Genomic DNA, 14964 nt, shown 5'->3' with positions numbered 1-14964 from the left:
GCGTGCATGCCCACCGAACCCGACCACCTGCGCATCGCGCGCGTGGCCGTGGACGTGCCGTTGGCCCACTTGGACCGTCCGTTCGACTATCTCGTGCCGGAGGCGATGGCCGCCGACGTGACGCCTGGCGTGCGGGTGCGCGTGAAGTTCGCCGGACGCCTGCGCGACGGCTGGGTGCTGGAGGTCGCCGACACCACCGAGGTGGACGCGAAGCTGGCGCCGTTGGAGCGGGTGACGTCACCGGAGCCGGTGCTGAGCCCGGCGGTGGCGGGGTTGGTGCGAGCCGTCGCCGACCACTGGGGCGGCACGTTCTCCGACGTCGTGCGGCTGGCCGTGCCGCCCCGGCACGCCGCCACCGAGAAGGCTGAGCCGCCGGAGCGTCCGCAACCCCGGTGGGAGGTGCTGCCGGGGGTGCTGGGTGGCTCGGCCGCGGGGGAGCGGTATCTCGCCGGGGTGCGGCGCGGCGAGCCGCTGCGCGCGGTGTGGAACCCGGTCGGCGTCTTCGGGGGGCCGGGGGACTGGGCCGGGGGGCTGACCGACGCGGGGGGGGCGGCGCTGGCGTCCGGGCGCGGCGTGATCGTCGTGGTGCCGGACGCCGACGCGTTGGCCCGGCTGTCGGCGCGGTTGACCGACGTGTTGGGGGCGGGGAGTTTCGCGACGCTGGCTGCGGACGCCGGCCCGGCGGCCCGGTACCGGAACTTCCTGGCGGTGGCGCGCGGGGATGTCCGGCTGGTGATCGGGACGCGCGCGGCCGTGTTCGCGCCGGTGCACGACCTGGGGCTGGTGGTGGTGTGGGACGAGGGCAACGACTCCTTGGCCGAGCCGCGCGCGCCCTACCCGCACGCCCGAGAGGTGGCCGTGCTGCGGGCGTCCCGGGAGCGGTGCGCGCTGTTGCTCGCGGGGTTCGGGCGGACGGCGGAGGTGCAGGCCCTCGTGGAGCGCGGCTGGCTGGTGCCGCTGGGGGTGCCGGCGCAGGAGGCGCGCCGGCTGGGCCCGGCGGTGCGCGTCGCCGCGGACACCGACCGTGCGCTGGAGCGCGATCCGGATGCCCACGCCGCCCGATTGCCGAGGGACGTGTTCGGCGTGATCCGTGCCGGGTTGGCGTCCGGACCCGTGCTGCTGCAGGTGCCGCGGGCGGGGTATGCCCCGGCGCTGGCGTGCCAGCGCTGCCGGACGCTGGCGCGGTGCCCGAACTGCTCCCAGCCGCTGCGGGGTGACCGGGCTCGGGACGGATTCGCGGTGGCGTGCGCGCTGTGCGGGCCACTGGAGGGGGTGTGGGCGTGCCCGGAGTGCGGTGACGGGCGGCTGCGGGCGCCACGGGTCGGGGTGACGCGGACGGCCGAAGAACTGGGCCGGGCGTTCCCGCAGGTGCGGGTGGTGACGTCGTGGTCGGGGCACCTGGTGGACGCGGTGGACGACGCCCCGGCGCTGGTGCTGGCGACACCGGGCGCCGAGCCGTTCCCGTCGGCGGGGTACGCGGCGGCGGTGCTGATGGACGCCGGGCTCATGCTGGGGCGTCCCGACCTGCGGGCCGCAGAGGAGGCGTTGCGGCGCTGGTTGGCGGTGTGCGCGCTGGTGCGGCCGGCGGCCGAGGGCGGCACCGTGACGGTGGTCGGGGAGCCGGAGGCCCGCGCCGTGCAGGCGCTGGTGCGCCTGGATCCGGCCGGGTTCGCCGAGCGCGAGCTTGCCGAGCGCTTTGAGACGCATTTTCCGCCCGCGGCGCGGTTGGTGACGCTGGACGGTCCGCAGGCCGCGCTCACCGACGCGGAGGCGGCATGGCGTCCGGTGACGGGGGTGGAGCATTTCGGCCCCGTGCCCTTGCCGGAGGACGACGCCTGGCGGCTGACGTTGCGGGCCCCGGTGGCCGAGGCGTCCGAGCTGGTTGGCGCCCTGAAGGGCTACCTGGCCGAGCGCTCGTCGCGCAAGGCCCCGGGGTCCGTCCGGCTCCGCGTCGATCCGGCGGCGATCGGCTGATCCGAGATCGGGTCAGCAGGGTGGTGGGCTCAGACCCAGAGGCGCGTGAAGGTGTCGTCCACCAACTCCTGGAACAACCCCAGCTCCCAGGCCACGTCGAGCGCGGTGTACCGGGAGCGGTAGTACATGGCGCGTGGGAACGTCGCCCGGACGTCGGCCGCCGTCAGGCCGATGTCCTCCGGACGCGACGGGGCTCCGGCGGCGGCCAGCATGCCGGCGAGTTCGGCGCTGGTCACGAGCTGGGTCCGGAGCCGCTCGCGCACCGAGGGCCAGTCATCCACCAGCGGGCGCAGCCGCGCCACCAGATCATCGCCGGTCACGTACTTGGCCCGCGTCTCCTTCACCGCATTGTCGGCCAGGGCCCCGGTGAACGTGTCGCGGATGTCGGCCTCGATCCGGTCCCACGGCGTCCGCGCTGCGGCGGCAGCCTCCAGATCGATGGCAGCGAAATCGCGCTCCACCAGCACCTCGTGGAACGCGCACATCGCCAGCGACCCGATACCCACCTTGAACCCGTGCGACAGCGGCGGGTCGAGGTCGGCGCCCAGGTGATCCAGCTCCCACAGGTGGCTGAAGTAGTGCTCCGCACCGGACGCCGGTCGCGTTCCGGCGTAGGCCTGCATCGCCAGACCCGAGAGCGCGAGCCCCTCGACCAGGCCGGCGAAGGCGTCCGGATCGCCGGCCGCCAGATCGCTCGGCCGGGCCAACGCCATGGCGACACCACCTTGCACCATGCCCCACACGGCGGTGTCGATGGGCTCCACCTCCGTGACGTCGGCGAGGATCCAGTCGGCGCCGCCGGGGATCTTCGCCGCCAGGTCCCCATACCCCGACGCCGTCAGGAAGCCCGGCGCGGCCGCCACCACGTCCAGATCCAGCACCGCCACCGCCGGAGCGGGGCAGGGCCGGGTGATCTTGACGCCGTCCGCCTCCATCGGCGCACCGAAACCGGTGTACCCGTCCATGGACGCCGCCGTGCCGACCACGGCGTAGGGCCGGCCGTGCTCGTGCGAGGCCAGCTTGCTCAGGTCGTTGAGCGTTCCCGCCCCGAGCGCGATCGCTGTGGCGTCCCCCAGCCGCTCGCCCACGGTGAGGCAGTTGTCGTAGGAGGCGTACAGCGCCGGGCGGCCCGGGAACACCAGGGGCTCGGCCAGCGCGCACCCTGCCGCGCGCAGCGAGGCGGTGAGCGCCTCGCCGGCGACGGCCCAGGTGTTCTCGTCGGCGACCACCACGTAGGGCCCCTGCCCGAGGACGTCGGCGATCCGGCGTCCCGCCTCCGTCAGGACGCCGCGGCCGACCACCACGTCCCGGGTGTCGGTCGCCCGCGCCAACGCAGCGTCCAGGGCGTCACTCATGACCGAACACCACCGTGACGCCGAGACCCAGCGCGGGTGTCTCGTCCACCCCCCCGAGGTGCAGGGCGCCGGGCAGGCGAGGAGACTCCTTGCCGTCGAACACCATCGTGACGTGCCCCAGGTCGGCCAGGTTCTTGCGGGCCACGGAGCCGACCGCGGTCAGCGTCCAGGCCTGGTCGCCGATCAGCACCTGCTGGCCGGCGACGAGATCCCCCTCCATCGCGGCGTTCTCGACGATGAAGCAGAACGGCCGCAACGCGTCGGGAACATCTGCTCCGAACGTCAGCGCGAGGCCCTCGTCGAGCGTGGCATCGGCGTCGTGACCGACCTCGATGACAGTCGTGACGTAGGCCATCGGCGGCTCCCTTCTCATCGGGGTCAGCCTAGCCAGTGGTGGGCCCGCGGCGGTGCGGCTGGCAGGCTGGTGCCCGAACGGAGGACCCATGCGACCCACCACCTTCTACGACGCCTACGTCTTCGACCTGGACGGCACGATCTACCTCGGTGACGAGCTGCTGCCCGGCGCGTCCGATCTGGTGCAGACGCTCCGGGAGCGGGGCAAGCTGGTCCGCTTCCTGTCGAACAACCCGACCCGCGATCCGGCGATGTACGCCGACAAGCTGGCCCGCTTGGGCCTGCCCACGCCGGTGGCCGACATCGCCAACACCCTCGTCACCACCACGCGGTGGCTCGGTGAGCACCACCCGGACGCCGTCCTGTTCGTCCTCGGCGAGGAGCCGCTGTGCCGGGCGCTGCGCGAGGCGGGCTTCCGGCTGTCGGAGGATCCGGCCGAGATCGACGTCGTCGTCGCGTCCTACGACCGCACGTTCGACTACCGCAAGCTCCAGATCGCATTCGACGCGCTGTGGTTCCATCGCCGGGCGGTGTTGATCCAGACGAACCCCGACCGGTTCTGCCCCTTTCCCGGCGGACGCGGCGAGCCCGATTGCGCGGCCATCACGGCCGCCATCGAGGCCTGCACCGGCGTCACCTGCGCGGTGAGCCTCGGCAAGCCGTCGCCGCTCATGCTCGCCGAGGCGCTCCGGGGCCACGACCTCGACCCGTCGCGCTGCCTCATGGTGGGCGATCGGCTGCACACCGACATCCAGATGGCGCTGGACGCCGGCATGGATTCCGCCCTCGTGCTCACCGGCGAGTCCACCCGCGACGACGTCGCGGCCCGGCCGCCCGACCAGCGCCCCACCTGGGTCGTGGAACGCATCGACCACCTGCTCCCGGAGGGGAGAACGAACCAGCGCAGCTAGGGTGGACGCCGTGCGTCTCGTCTTCGCCGGTACCCCGGCCGTCGCTGTGCCGTCGCTGGCGGCCCTCCTCGCCTCCGAACACGAGGTGGTCGCCGTCGTCACCCGGCCGGACGCCCCCCGCGGCCGGTCCCGCCGTCCCGTGCCCAGCGACGTCGCGCAATGGGCCGCCGATCAGGGATTGCCCGTGCTCAAGCCCGTGCATCCCAAGGATGCCGACTTCGTCGCCACGCTCCGCGACCTCGCGCCGGACGCCTGCCCCGTCGTCGCCTACGGCGCGCTCGTGCCGCAACACGTCCTCGACATCCCGGCCCACGGCTGGATCAACCTGCACTTCTCCCTGCTGCCCCGCTGGCGGGGCGCGGCCCCCGTGCAACGGGCCATCATGGCCGGCGACACCGTCACCGGTGCCACGACGTTCCGACTCGTGCGCGAGCTGGACGCCGGCCCCGTCCACCACACCCTCGAGCTTCCGCTGGCCGGCACGGAGACGGCCGGCGACGTGCTCGCCACCCTGGCCGATTCCGGGGCCCGCCTGCTGCTGCAGACCATCGACGCCCTCGGGGACGCCGAGCCGCGTCCGCAGGAAGACGCCGGCGTCACCGTCGCCCCCAAGCTGAGCGTCGAGGAGGCAGAGCTTGACTGGCGGCGTCCGGCCATCGATCTCGACCGGCTGATCCGCGGTTGCTCACCCGAGCCGATGGCCTGGACGACCCTGGACGGCCAGCGGTTCACCGTGGCGCTGGCTCGGCCCGTCGACGTCGGTGATCTCGCGCCGGGGGAGATCCGCGCCGAGAAGCGCCGCGTGCTCGCCGGCACCGGCGCGGGCGCGCTGGAGCTGCTCCGCGTCCAGCCCCAGGGCCGCAAGGAGATGGCCGGAGCCGACTGGGGCCGCGGCCTGCACGGATCCGGGCGCGGCTTCGACATCGCACCCGGTTCAGCGGGCCCGGCAGAAGCGAGGGCCTGATGCCGAACCGCACGTTGCGCCGCCGGCGTCCGGACGCCGCGCGCCGGGCCGCGTTCACCGCCCTCCGCGCAGTGAGCGAGGGCGCCTACGCCAACCTCGAAACCGCCAAGGTGCTGGGGGAGGCGCGCCTGCCGGTTCGCGACGCAGCCTTCGTCACCGAGCTGGTGTTCGGCACGTGCCGGCTGCAGGGAACCTACGACCGCATCCTCACCGCCGCCTCGGGACGCGACACCTTCGACCCCCCGCTGCGCGACGCCCTGCGCCTCGGCGCCCACCAGCTGCTCGGCATGCGCGTGCCGAGCCACGCCGCTCTCGCCGCGACGGTCGACCTGGCCGCGGCCGAGGTCGGCGAGCGCGTGGCGGGCCTCACCAACGCGGTGCTCCGCAAGGTCGCCGCCCGCGACCTGCCGGGGTGGATCGACCACCTCTCCGCTGGCCTCGACCCCCTGGACGCCCTCGCCCTGCGGACCCACCACCCCCGCTGGATCGTCGACGCCCACGTCGACCTCCTGGGGGAGGGGGCCGAGGCCGCGTTGGCCGCCAACAACGTCACCCCCGTGCCGCATCTCGTGGTGCGGCCCGGTCTGGCCCGGGTCGACGAACTCGACGGCGAGCCCACCACGTACTCACCCTTCGGCGCCCGCCGCGCCGGCAACCCCGCGGACGTCCCCGCCGTTCGCGAGGGCCGCGCCGGCGTCCAGGACGAGGGGAGCCAGTTGGTGGCGTGGGCGCTGGCCCAGGCGGACGCCCCCGCCGGCCCGTGGCTCGACCTGTGCGCCGGGCCGGGCGGCAAGGCGGCGCTGCTCACCGGCCTCGCCCGCGAGCGCGACGAGCTGCTGCTGGCCGCCGAGCGGCTCCCGCACCGCGCCCAGCTCGTCGCCCAGGCGCTGCGCGCCTACCCGGAGCCGAACGTGCCGGTGGTGCTCGCCGCCGACGGCACGCGGCCGGCGTGGCGTCCGGCCACCTTCGCCCGGGTGATCGCCGACGTCCCCTGCACCGGGCTCGGAGCGCTGCGCCGGCGCCCGGAGTCGCGGTGGCGGCGCAGCCCCGCCGACCTGGCTGATCTCGTTCCGCTGCAACGCGCCCTGCTCGGCTCGGCGCTGGACGCCGCCGCCCCCGGCGGTGTGGTGGCGTACGCGACCTGCTCGCCGCACCGAGCCGAGACCAGCGAGGTGGTCGCGGCGGTCACGGCGTCCCGGGAGGACGTGACGATTCTTGACGCCCCCGCCCTGCTGCCCGGTGTCGCCCACACCGCGTCGGGGCCGTTCGTGCAACTGTGGCCCCACCGGCACGGCACCGATGCGATGTTCCTGGCGATGCTGCGCAAGGACGCGCGCTGACGCTGGTGCCGCACGTCCGTCGGCGTCGACCCCGCCCGGGAGCGCCGCCGTCAGCTCACCTTGTCGCCCCGTCGGGTGCGGCGACACGGCCGCGCGACGAAAAGGCGGCACTCGATTTTGCACCACATCAGTGGGACTGATGTTGGTGGCCCGCTCGTGTGATCGAGTGCAGCCTTTTCGTCGCCGTTGCCTTGTATCTGGGGCGATTCGACCGGCACCAGCGTGCAAGGAGGCGTCCCGGACGCGCCCCACGACCCCATCACGTGGCGCACCTGGGGATCACGTGGCGCACCTCGGAGCCACCTGGCGCAGTGGAGCTCACGTGGCGGCCCGTCCAAGGCCCTCCACGTGAGCTCCACTGCGCCAGATGATCCCCAGGTGCGCCACGTGGGGGTGGCGTGCGCCGGGTGAGTCTGGGAGGGTGTCCCCACCACACCACAGGGCTCTGTGGCCACGGCACGGCAGCCTCGGACCAGCGATGACGGGACGGCACCCCGGGAGAAAGGCCACGGAAAGCGTCGATGCTCACCCTGCGGACTGAAACATGAGCGGAACACGGTCTGTCTAACGTTTCTCCACGGTCCGACGTCCGGCCCACGATTTCCTGAAAGGGGGTGCCCTCATGATCGACGAGATCATCGCCTGGCTCAACGAATCGCTTGGCTGGGTGCTCATTGTCACCCTGCTGACCGCCGGTGTGCTCTTCACCGTCCTCACCCGTGGCGTGCAGTTCCGCCACTTCGGCACGATGTGGCGCACGATCTTCTCCTCCCGTGGCAATGCCGGCCAGGGAGTTTCCAGCTTCCAGGCCTTCGCCATCTCGCTGGCCTCCCGCGTCGGCACCGGCAACATCGTCGGCGTCGCCGTCGCGCTGACCCTCGGCGGCCCGGGTGCCATCTTCTGGATGTGGGTCATGGCCCTGTTCGGCATGGCGACCGCGTTCATCGAGGCGACCCTGGCGCAGCTCTACAAGATCCGCCACGGGGAGGACCACACCTTCCGCGGCGGCCCGGCCTACTACATCCAGGCGGGCATGGGCGTTCGTTGGCTCGGCATCGTCTTCGCGGTGGCGCTCATCTTCACGTTCGGCTTCGCCTTCAACATGGTGCAGGCCAACACGATCGCCGGCGTGGTGCAGGGCACGTGGGGCATCGAGCCCCTCTGGACGGCCATCGTGCTCACCCTGCTGGCCGGCGTCATCATTTTCGGTGGCATCAAGTCGGTCGCCCGCGTCGCTGAGTTCCTCGCGCCGGGCATGGCGCTGGTGTACGTGCTGCTGGCCGTGGCCGTCCTCGTCGTCCGCGCCGGTGACATCCCCGAGGCCGTGGGCCAGATCTTCGCCGGGGCGTTCGGGCTGGACCAGGCGCTCGCCGGCACGGCCGGCGGCATCCTCGCCGCGCTGCTGAACGGCGTGCGCCGCGGCATGTTCTCCAACGAGGCCGGCATGGGCTCCGCACCCAACGCGGCGGCCACCGCCAACGCGTCCCACCCGGTGCAGCAGGGCCTCATCCAATCCGCGGGCGTGTTCGTCGACACGATCATCATCTGCACTGCGACCGCGCTGATGATCCTGCTGTCGGCACCGGACGTCTACACCCCCGGTGTCACGCAGCGCGACGTTTCGGCCACGTTGACGCAGACGGCGCTGGCGTCCGAGCTGGGCACGTGGGTCGCGCCGGTCATGGCCGTGCTGATTTTTGTGTTCGCTTTCAGCTCGGTGCTGGGCAACTACACCTACGCCGAGGTCAACCAGGACTTCATCGGCGGCGGCCGCGTGGCGAACTACGCGACGCGGGCCCTGGCCGTGGGCGCGGTGTTCTGGGGCGCGCTGCAGGAGCTCGGCACCGTGTGGTCGCTGGCCGACGTCGCCATGTCCGTCATGGCCGTCATCAACCTGACCGCGCTCGCCTTCCTGGGCGTGCGCGCCGTCGAGGCGCTGAAGGACTTCGACGCCCAGAAGGGTCTTCCCCCGATGGAGCGCACGCTGGTCATCGAACCGGGCAGCAAGCTGGACAAGGCGGTCCCCGGTGACATGTGGCGCGAGGCGTCGCCCACCAGGGTGACCTCCTGACCCGCGGCGATCGCTAGGCTGCTCGGGTGGCCAATCGCATCCACCCGAGCATCCTCAACGCCAACCTCGCCGGCATCGACGGCGAGCTGGCGCGCATCCCGAGCGCCCACGGCATCCACGTGGACGTCATGGACAACCACTTCGTGCCCAACCTCACCCTCGGGCTACCCGTCGTGGAGAGCATCCGGGCCAACCACCCGGAGCTCTTCCTCGACATCCACCTCATGATCGAAGAGGCCGACCGGTGGGCCCCGGGTTACGCCGAGGCGGGGTGTGAGTCGGTCACGTTCCACCTCGAGGCGTCGGCGGCGCCGATCCGGACGGCCCGGCAGATCCGGCAGCTGGGGGCGCGCGCGGCCATCGCGCTGCGTCCGCAGACCCCGGTCGAGCCGCTGGCCGACCTGCTCACCGAGTTCGACATGGTGCTCGTCATGACCGTCGACCCCGGCTTCGGCGGCCAGTCGTTCCTCGACAACCAGCTCGGCAAGATCCGCCGCACGCGCGAGCTGGTGCGGGCGTCCGGGCAGGAGATCTGGATCCAGGTGGACGGCGGCGTGTCCGAGTCCACCATCGAGCGGTGTGTGGACGCCGGCGCCGAGGTGTTCGTCGCCGGCTCCGCCGTCTTCCGCGCCGACGACCCGGACGCCATGGTGCGTCACCTCACCGAGATCGCGGACGCCCGGTGCGCGGCCGACTGAGCCGGCGGCGCGACGCCGCAGCGGACGCGTCCGGCGCCGCCCGCAGCCGGGAGCCGCTCCGCACGCCCACCCCGCCGGGGGAGGGCCCCACCTATCGCCACCTCGGCCAACTGGTCGGCTTCGTGATGCGCCTCGGTACGCGCGAGGTGTGGGACGACGCGGCCGCGCTGCCGCCCCAGGGCGAGGGCGTCCTCGTCGTGGCGAACCACGTCAGCTATCTCGACGTGCTGGCCGTCGGCCGCTACCTGATCTGGTCGGGCCGCTGGCCGCGCTACCTCGGCAAGGCCGAGCTGTGGAACGTCTGGCCCATCGGCTGGCTCGGACGCCGCTGCCGGCAGATCCCGATCGACCGCTACACCTCGCGCGCCAAGGACGGTCTCGCGAACGCGCGCGCCGCGCTGGAGGCGGGGGAGTGCGTCGCGATCTATCCCGAGGGCGGGCGCACGCGCGATCCCGAGCTGTGGCCCCAGCGGGGCCGCACCGGCGTGGCACGCCTGGCGCTGGCGACCGGCGTCCCCGTGATCCCGGTGGGCCACTGGGGCACCCACGAGGTGATGCCCGGCCGGCGGCTCACGGTGCCGAGGGTGTGGCCGAAGCGGACGATCCGCGTCGTGATGGGCGATCCCGTTCCGCTCGACGACCTCATCGGACGCCAGGACGACGCCGCCGCCCTGCGCGAGGCCACCGACCGCATCATGGAGGCGATCACGCGCCAGGTGGAGGATCTTCGCGGCGAGAGGCGGCCTCCCGCCGGTGTCTGGGATGGCACCAAAGGCGGCCGCCACTCGCCGTCCTGACACTCGGGTGGAGCATGCCGCCCTCGAGGCGCGCAGATAGGTCACTTGGCGCTCAGGCGATTTTCTCCGAATCCTGCCGGTCCACGATCCATGAGCGCACGAGCGTTGAGGCGGGCAGGTGCCGCGCCTCGGCGACCGCCTCGACCCGGGCCTGCTCGTCCGCACTGAGGCGGACCGAGTACACCCTGCTGGACACCCGACTGCCGCTTCGCCGGCTACAACCGCAGTGCGGCATTCGAGGATGTCCTGACCGGTTCATCAGGAGAAGTCGAAGAGCCCCGTGGGAGAACTGGCAGGATGTGGGCGTGAGTTCCGGGGAATCTGCGTCGGCAGCGAATGTGGAGCGGTTCTGGTGCCGTCTCGACGACGCGTACACGCTTGACAGCGACGGTTTTCTGAGCGATCCCGACGCTGTCTGGTTCGGTAACCAGTCCGCAAACCCGGGCGCGGTACGCAGCGATGCCTTGAGCGAGCATCGCTGCTTGGTGCTCCTCGGAGAGCCTGGGGCGGGCAAGTCGACGGTGGTGAGGACGACGCCCAGTCTCGTTGCTGCTGGGGTATCGATTCAGTCGTTCGACCTCGCCGACTACGGGTCGGAAGACACCTTGGTGCGTGAGTTGTTCGGTCACCCGTCGATCCTCGAATGGATAGACGGGGAGGGCGAGCTGTGTCTAGTCCTGGATTCGTTCGACGAAGCGCAAGCGCGTGTCACCCACCTGGGGAGGGTCATCGCCAGCCGGGTCGGCAGGCTTCCGTGTGACCGCTTGTTCTTGCGCGTCGCCTGCAGGACGGGGGACTGGCCCGCGGGACTCGGGCAGGCGCTAAGGGATTTGTTCAGCGAGGTTGTCTTTGTCGAGATTCTGCCACTTCGCCGGGAAGATGCATCGGCGATCACAGCCTCATGGTGTGATCCGGTTCGGCTTCTTGACGAGGTGGCTCGGGCTGGTGCGGGCCCGCTGGCTGCCCGCCCACTGACGTTGCGGCTGCTCGCTCGCAGCTTCGAGGAAGTGGGAACACTTCCCGAGCGGGGTGCCGCGTTGTACGCCGTGGGAATCCGCTCCTTGTGCGAGGAGCAAGGCCGGAATCGCCGCGATGCGGGACTGGGCGGCTCTCTCTCGCTGGATGAGCGGGTCGCAGTTGCCCGCCGCATCGCCGCCGCGACGTTGTTCGGTGGCGCATCGGCGGTTTGGACTGGCCCCGATGTAGACGTCAACAGCGAGGACATCAGCGTCGAGCGGCTCGCCGGTTCGTCGGAACCGACTCCTGGGGCGCCGATCGCCGTCACGGTCTCGGCGGTGCTCGAGGCAACGCGGACAGGCCTCTTCACTGGTCGCGGTGAACAGCGTCTTGGATGGGCGCACGCGACGTTTGCTGACTACCTTGCTGCCGACTGGGTAGTCGCCAACCAGCTGTCCGAGAAGCAGGCAAGGACTTTGTTCTTGGGATCGGATGGCAGGTGCTGGCCGCAGACGCGTCTTGCGGCCGCGTGGGCGGTTGCTATCGCTCCGGAGCGGTTCAAATTCCTTGCCGTCACTGATCCGGGGGCATTCCAGGGCGAGGTTGAGCTCCCGAGCGATGCGCTGCGGGCGGCCGTGGTCGAGGGGCTCTTCTCGAACGCAAGCGAGCTCACTGGTTCGCGGTGGGAACGGTCCTACCACGCGCTCGGATACCCCGAAATCGCAGAGCAGATTCGTCCTCGACTGCACGACCCGGACCCTGACCGCCGCCGGTTGGCCCTCGATCTGGCCGACGAATGTGCCTCGATTGAGCTGAGGGACGATCTCGTAACGATCGTTCTCGACACCACCGCCGAGATGTCGGACCGGGTCGCCGCCGGCTGGGCGCTATCACGGCTCGAAGGTCGGCACCGCACCGCGGCACTGCGTTCGCTAGCGTTCAATGAAGCTCTGCGCGGTGATGACCTGGCGGACGACCTAAAGGGCGTCGTGCTGTTGGCGTCCTGGCCGCAGGCGCTGTCCAATGCCGAGGTCTTTTCCGTGCTCACGCCCCGTCGGCGGCGCAACCTCCATGGCTCCTACGCGATGTTCCTCGACAGCTTCCGTGACGGCATCACCGAGGTCGACATCAGCGACGGCCTTCGTTGGCTTCTCCACGACCTCGACGCCCCGGTCGAAGACCACGTTCTGGGTGCTCTGGCGAACCGTGTCTTAGCGTTGGCAGCGAGTAGGCCGACCGACCGAGTTGTCGTCCAGGCGTTCACACGTGTCGTTCTCACACGGGCTGAACACCACGGACGTCTGTTGTTCGAGGACTTCCGCCGCGACAAGCCTCATGATCCTCTGGCCGACCCGGCGCTGAGGCGGGCGGTCGCCATCGCCGCACTCGACACCGAGGACGCGAGCAAGCTGATGCAGAAAGTCGTTGGATTCACGGCGGACTACCTCGGAATCGTACGCGCCGAGGACCTTGCGTGGCTTGCCGAACTCTACACAGACTTGGACAGCAGCAAGCAGGATGTCGTGCGCTCGCTGTTCCAATTGACATTCGATGATGACAACGCCGACCACCGCGACCTGGTGTTAGCCATGCCACGTGACCACCGCCTGTATGTGGATTTGGTCCACTCTTGGGTGGAGCCGATCGAGCTCGGCTCGTCAAGGGCCGACGAGATGCGCCGCTGGTGGGACATGGCCCACCGGCCAAGGCGCGAGAACACCGAGAAGGACGACGACGTCAACGAACAGATCGAGGAACTGCTGACACGGTTCGACGAGGGCGAGTCCGTGGGCTTCTGGTACTGCACGAGGCTGCTGACGGTCGCGCCGGGCTCGAAGCATTTCGGCGCCGAGTTCGATCCGGACGTCGTCGGCATGGAGCGGTGGCCAACGCTGAGCGAGGGTACGCGCGGACGCCTCGTGGATGCGGCCGATCGCTACCTGCGGTCATACCCTTGCCAGCCGGAGCAGTGGCTCCGCAAGCCTGAGATCCGCCACTACCCCTCGGAGGCTGGATACCGGGCGATGGTGCTGTTGCTTAGGGTGGCACCCGAACAACTTCACCGGCTCCCTTTATCTGCGTGGATCGAGTGGGCGCCGGTCTTGGCAGCATGGTCCTCAGGATTCGCGAACGGCGCCAAGTGGGACGACAAGCTGCAGCTGCTCGAGCTCGCCGGCGCAGAAGCGCGTGAGGCGACCCGCTTCGCCCTGCTGACGCGTGTGGACGCCGCAGTCTTAGCCGGCACGCGGCCGATCGCATCCAACGAAGCCAGCTACTTGTGGAACGACACCGTGGCGGCCGAGTACCTGTCACTGGCTCGGACGGCTGACGCAGAGCCGCGCGAAGAGATCGTCACCTCGCTCGCCAACCACGACTTCAAGCGACTGCGAGAGTTGCTGCTGGAGTGGCTCGAGGATCCGTCGGACGCGGAGAGGCAGGAGTTGGCAGCAAGAACGCTCATCGAGCACGACCTGGAGCGGAGCTGGCCCGCGATACGAACGCTATTCGACGCCGGTCTGGCGTTCGCGGAACAGGTACTCGGGAAGACACTGGCGGTTCGCGGCTACGAGCAGATCGATCACGTTCCCGCAGCCGTCCTCGCCGAGATCTATCTCTGGCTACGCTCGCACTTCCCACCCGAGTCGGACCCGCAGTTCCATGATGACGCCGCCCACTTTGTCGGGCCCCGCGAGGAGATCGGGCGCTGGCGCGACAGCCTACTGCGGCGGCTGCAGGACGAAGGGTCCCCTGATGCCGTGGACGCGGTCCGCGCGATCGTGACGGCCCTGCCGGACGACCGATGGCTGCCTCGGACGCTCGCGACGGCGGAAGCCGCTCTGCGCCGCAACCAATGGCAGCCAACTCCGTTGCCGCAACTGCTTCAGCTCGCGAGGGACCGCCGCACGTTCGTGGTCAATGACCAGAGGGCCCTTACCGATGCGGTGGCATTCGCGCTCGAGGAGGCTCAGACGCGACTGACTGGTGCTACGCCTGAGTCGCATTACCTGTGGGACACCTACGCAGGAAGGCCGAAATCCGAGGACGAAATCTCGGATTACCTAGCCAACGAGCTCACCCGCGCCCTGTCCGCCGGAGGTGTGATCGTCAATCGCGAGGTGCAGGTCCGGCGCAACCGGCCCAGCGGCATCGGCGAGCGAACCGATCTGCTCGTCGACGCCGCACCTTTGGTCGGACCCGACACGGGCAGGCTGTCGCTGCCAATTGAGGTCAAGGGGGCTTGGAACGTGGAGCTCGGCACGGCTATGCGCGAGCAGCTCGTCGAGCGCTACATGAGCGACTTGGCAATCAACATCGGGATCTACGTTGTGGCCTGGCCGGACTTGGAAAGCTGGAAAGACACCAACGACACGCGGCGTTCGGCGCTCGCCTCCCTCGATCGTGACGCTGTCAAGGCCGAGCTCGCCGCACTTGCGTCGGCGCTGAAACAAGAAGGAGCACAGGTACGCGTCGTGCACCTCGACATCTCCTATGGCAGGCCCAGCTGAAGCGATCCATGTGGCGCCGTCACGACGCCCGAAGCGA

The 14964-nt window shown here is 70.7% G+C and carries 11 protein-coding genes; 8 read left to right on the top strand and 3 right to left on the bottom strand.

Annotated features, from left to right (window positions below; translation table 11 throughout):
- The first annotated feature begins 6 nt into the window (after nt 1-6).
- A complete protein-coding gene (locus PCC79_RS08850) occupies nt 7-1974 on the top strand; it encodes a primosomal protein N' (protein ID WP_342371618.1) in 1968 nt (655 codons plus the stop codon).
- A gap of 29 nt (nt 1975-2003) precedes the next feature.
- On the opposite strand, the gene PCC79_RS08845 is transcribed toward PCC79_RS08850, so the two are convergent.
- Together PCC79_RS08845 and PCC79_RS08840 are read right to left on the bottom strand one after the other, a co-directional pair.
- Nucleotides 2004-3329 (bottom strand): sn-glycerol-1-phosphate dehydrogenase, encoded by a 1326-nt coding sequence (locus PCC79_RS08845; RefSeq protein ID WP_232547877.1) that lies wholly within the window; start codon nt 3327-3329, stop codon nt 2004-2006.
- On the bottom strand, nt 3322-3702 hold the full coding sequence (locus PCC79_RS08840; RefSeq protein ID WP_232547878.1) for a PTS glucitol/sorbitol transporter subunit IIA: 381 nt from the start codon (nt 3700-3702) through the stop codon (nt 3322-3324). The genes PCC79_RS08845 and PCC79_RS08840 overlap by 8 nt, the downstream gene beginning before the upstream one ends.
- A 70-nt stretch (nt 3703-3772) precedes the next feature.
- Here PCC79_RS08840 and PCC79_RS08835 point away from each other — a divergent pair, with 70 nt between their 5' ends.
- From PCC79_RS08835 to PCC79_RS08810, 6 genes are all read left to right on the top strand, one after another.
- Complete coding sequence (locus tag PCC79_RS08835; RefSeq protein ID WP_232547879.1) at nt 3773-4594, top strand: HAD-IIA family hydrolase; 822 nt, start codon at nt 3773-3775, stop codon at nt 4592-4594.
- Nucleotides 4595-4604: 10 nt separating this feature from the next.
- A complete protein-coding gene (gene fmt, locus PCC79_RS08830; RefSeq protein WP_232547880.1) occupies nt 4605-5558 on the top strand; it encodes a methionyl-tRNA formyltransferase in 954 nt (317 codons plus the stop codon).
- The gene (locus PCC79_RS08825) at nt 5558-6898 is read left to right on the top strand and encodes an RsmB/NOP family class I SAM-dependent RNA methyltransferase (RefSeq protein WP_342371617.1); all 1341 of its coding nucleotides are present in this window, start codon (nt 5558-5560) and stop codon (nt 6896-6898) included. Before fmt ends, PCC79_RS08825 begins: the two co-directional genes overlap by 1 nt.
- 622 nt (nt 6899-7520) lie before the next feature.
- Nucleotides 7521-8969 (top strand): alanine/glycine:cation symporter family protein, encoded by a 1449-nt coding sequence (locus tag PCC79_RS08820; protein ID WP_232547882.1) that lies wholly within the window; start codon nt 7521-7523, stop codon nt 8967-8969.
- A gap of 26 nt (nt 8970-8995) precedes the next feature.
- Complete coding sequence (gene rpe, locus PCC79_RS08815) at nt 8996-9667, top strand: ribulose-phosphate 3-epimerase (RefSeq protein WP_342371616.1); 672 nt, start codon at nt 8996-8998, stop codon at nt 9665-9667.
- Nucleotides 9652-10464, top strand: coding sequence for a lysophospholipid acyltransferase family protein (locus PCC79_RS08810; protein ID WP_342371615.1), 813 nt, complete (start codon nt 9652-9654; stop codon nt 10462-10464). The genes rpe and PCC79_RS08810 overlap by 16 nt, the downstream gene beginning before the upstream one ends.
- Nucleotides 10465-10516: 52 nt before the next feature.
- Here PCC79_RS08810 and PCC79_RS08805 read toward each other — a convergent pair whose 3' ends face one another.
- On the bottom strand, nt 10517-10660 hold the full coding sequence (locus PCC79_RS08805) for a hypothetical protein (protein ID WP_342371614.1): 144 nt from the start codon (nt 10658-10660) through the stop codon (nt 10517-10519).
- 109 nt (nt 10661-10769) lie between these two features.
- Between PCC79_RS08805 and PCC79_RS08800 the strand changes: the two genes are divergently transcribed.
- A complete protein-coding gene (locus PCC79_RS08800) occupies nt 10770-14927 on the top strand; it encodes a hypothetical protein (protein WP_342371613.1) in 4158 nt (1385 codons plus the stop codon).
- Nucleotides 14928-14964: the final 37 nt, after the last annotated feature.

This window comes from Propioniciclava soli, from assembly GCF_038502305.1.
In the GTDB taxonomy this organism is placed as follows: domain Bacteria; phylum Actinomycetota; class Actinomycetes; order Propionibacteriales; family Propionibacteriaceae; genus Propioniciclava; species Propioniciclava soli.
Note: the sequence above shows the minus strand (reverse complement) of the source record. Positions and strands in the feature narration are given on the sequence as shown.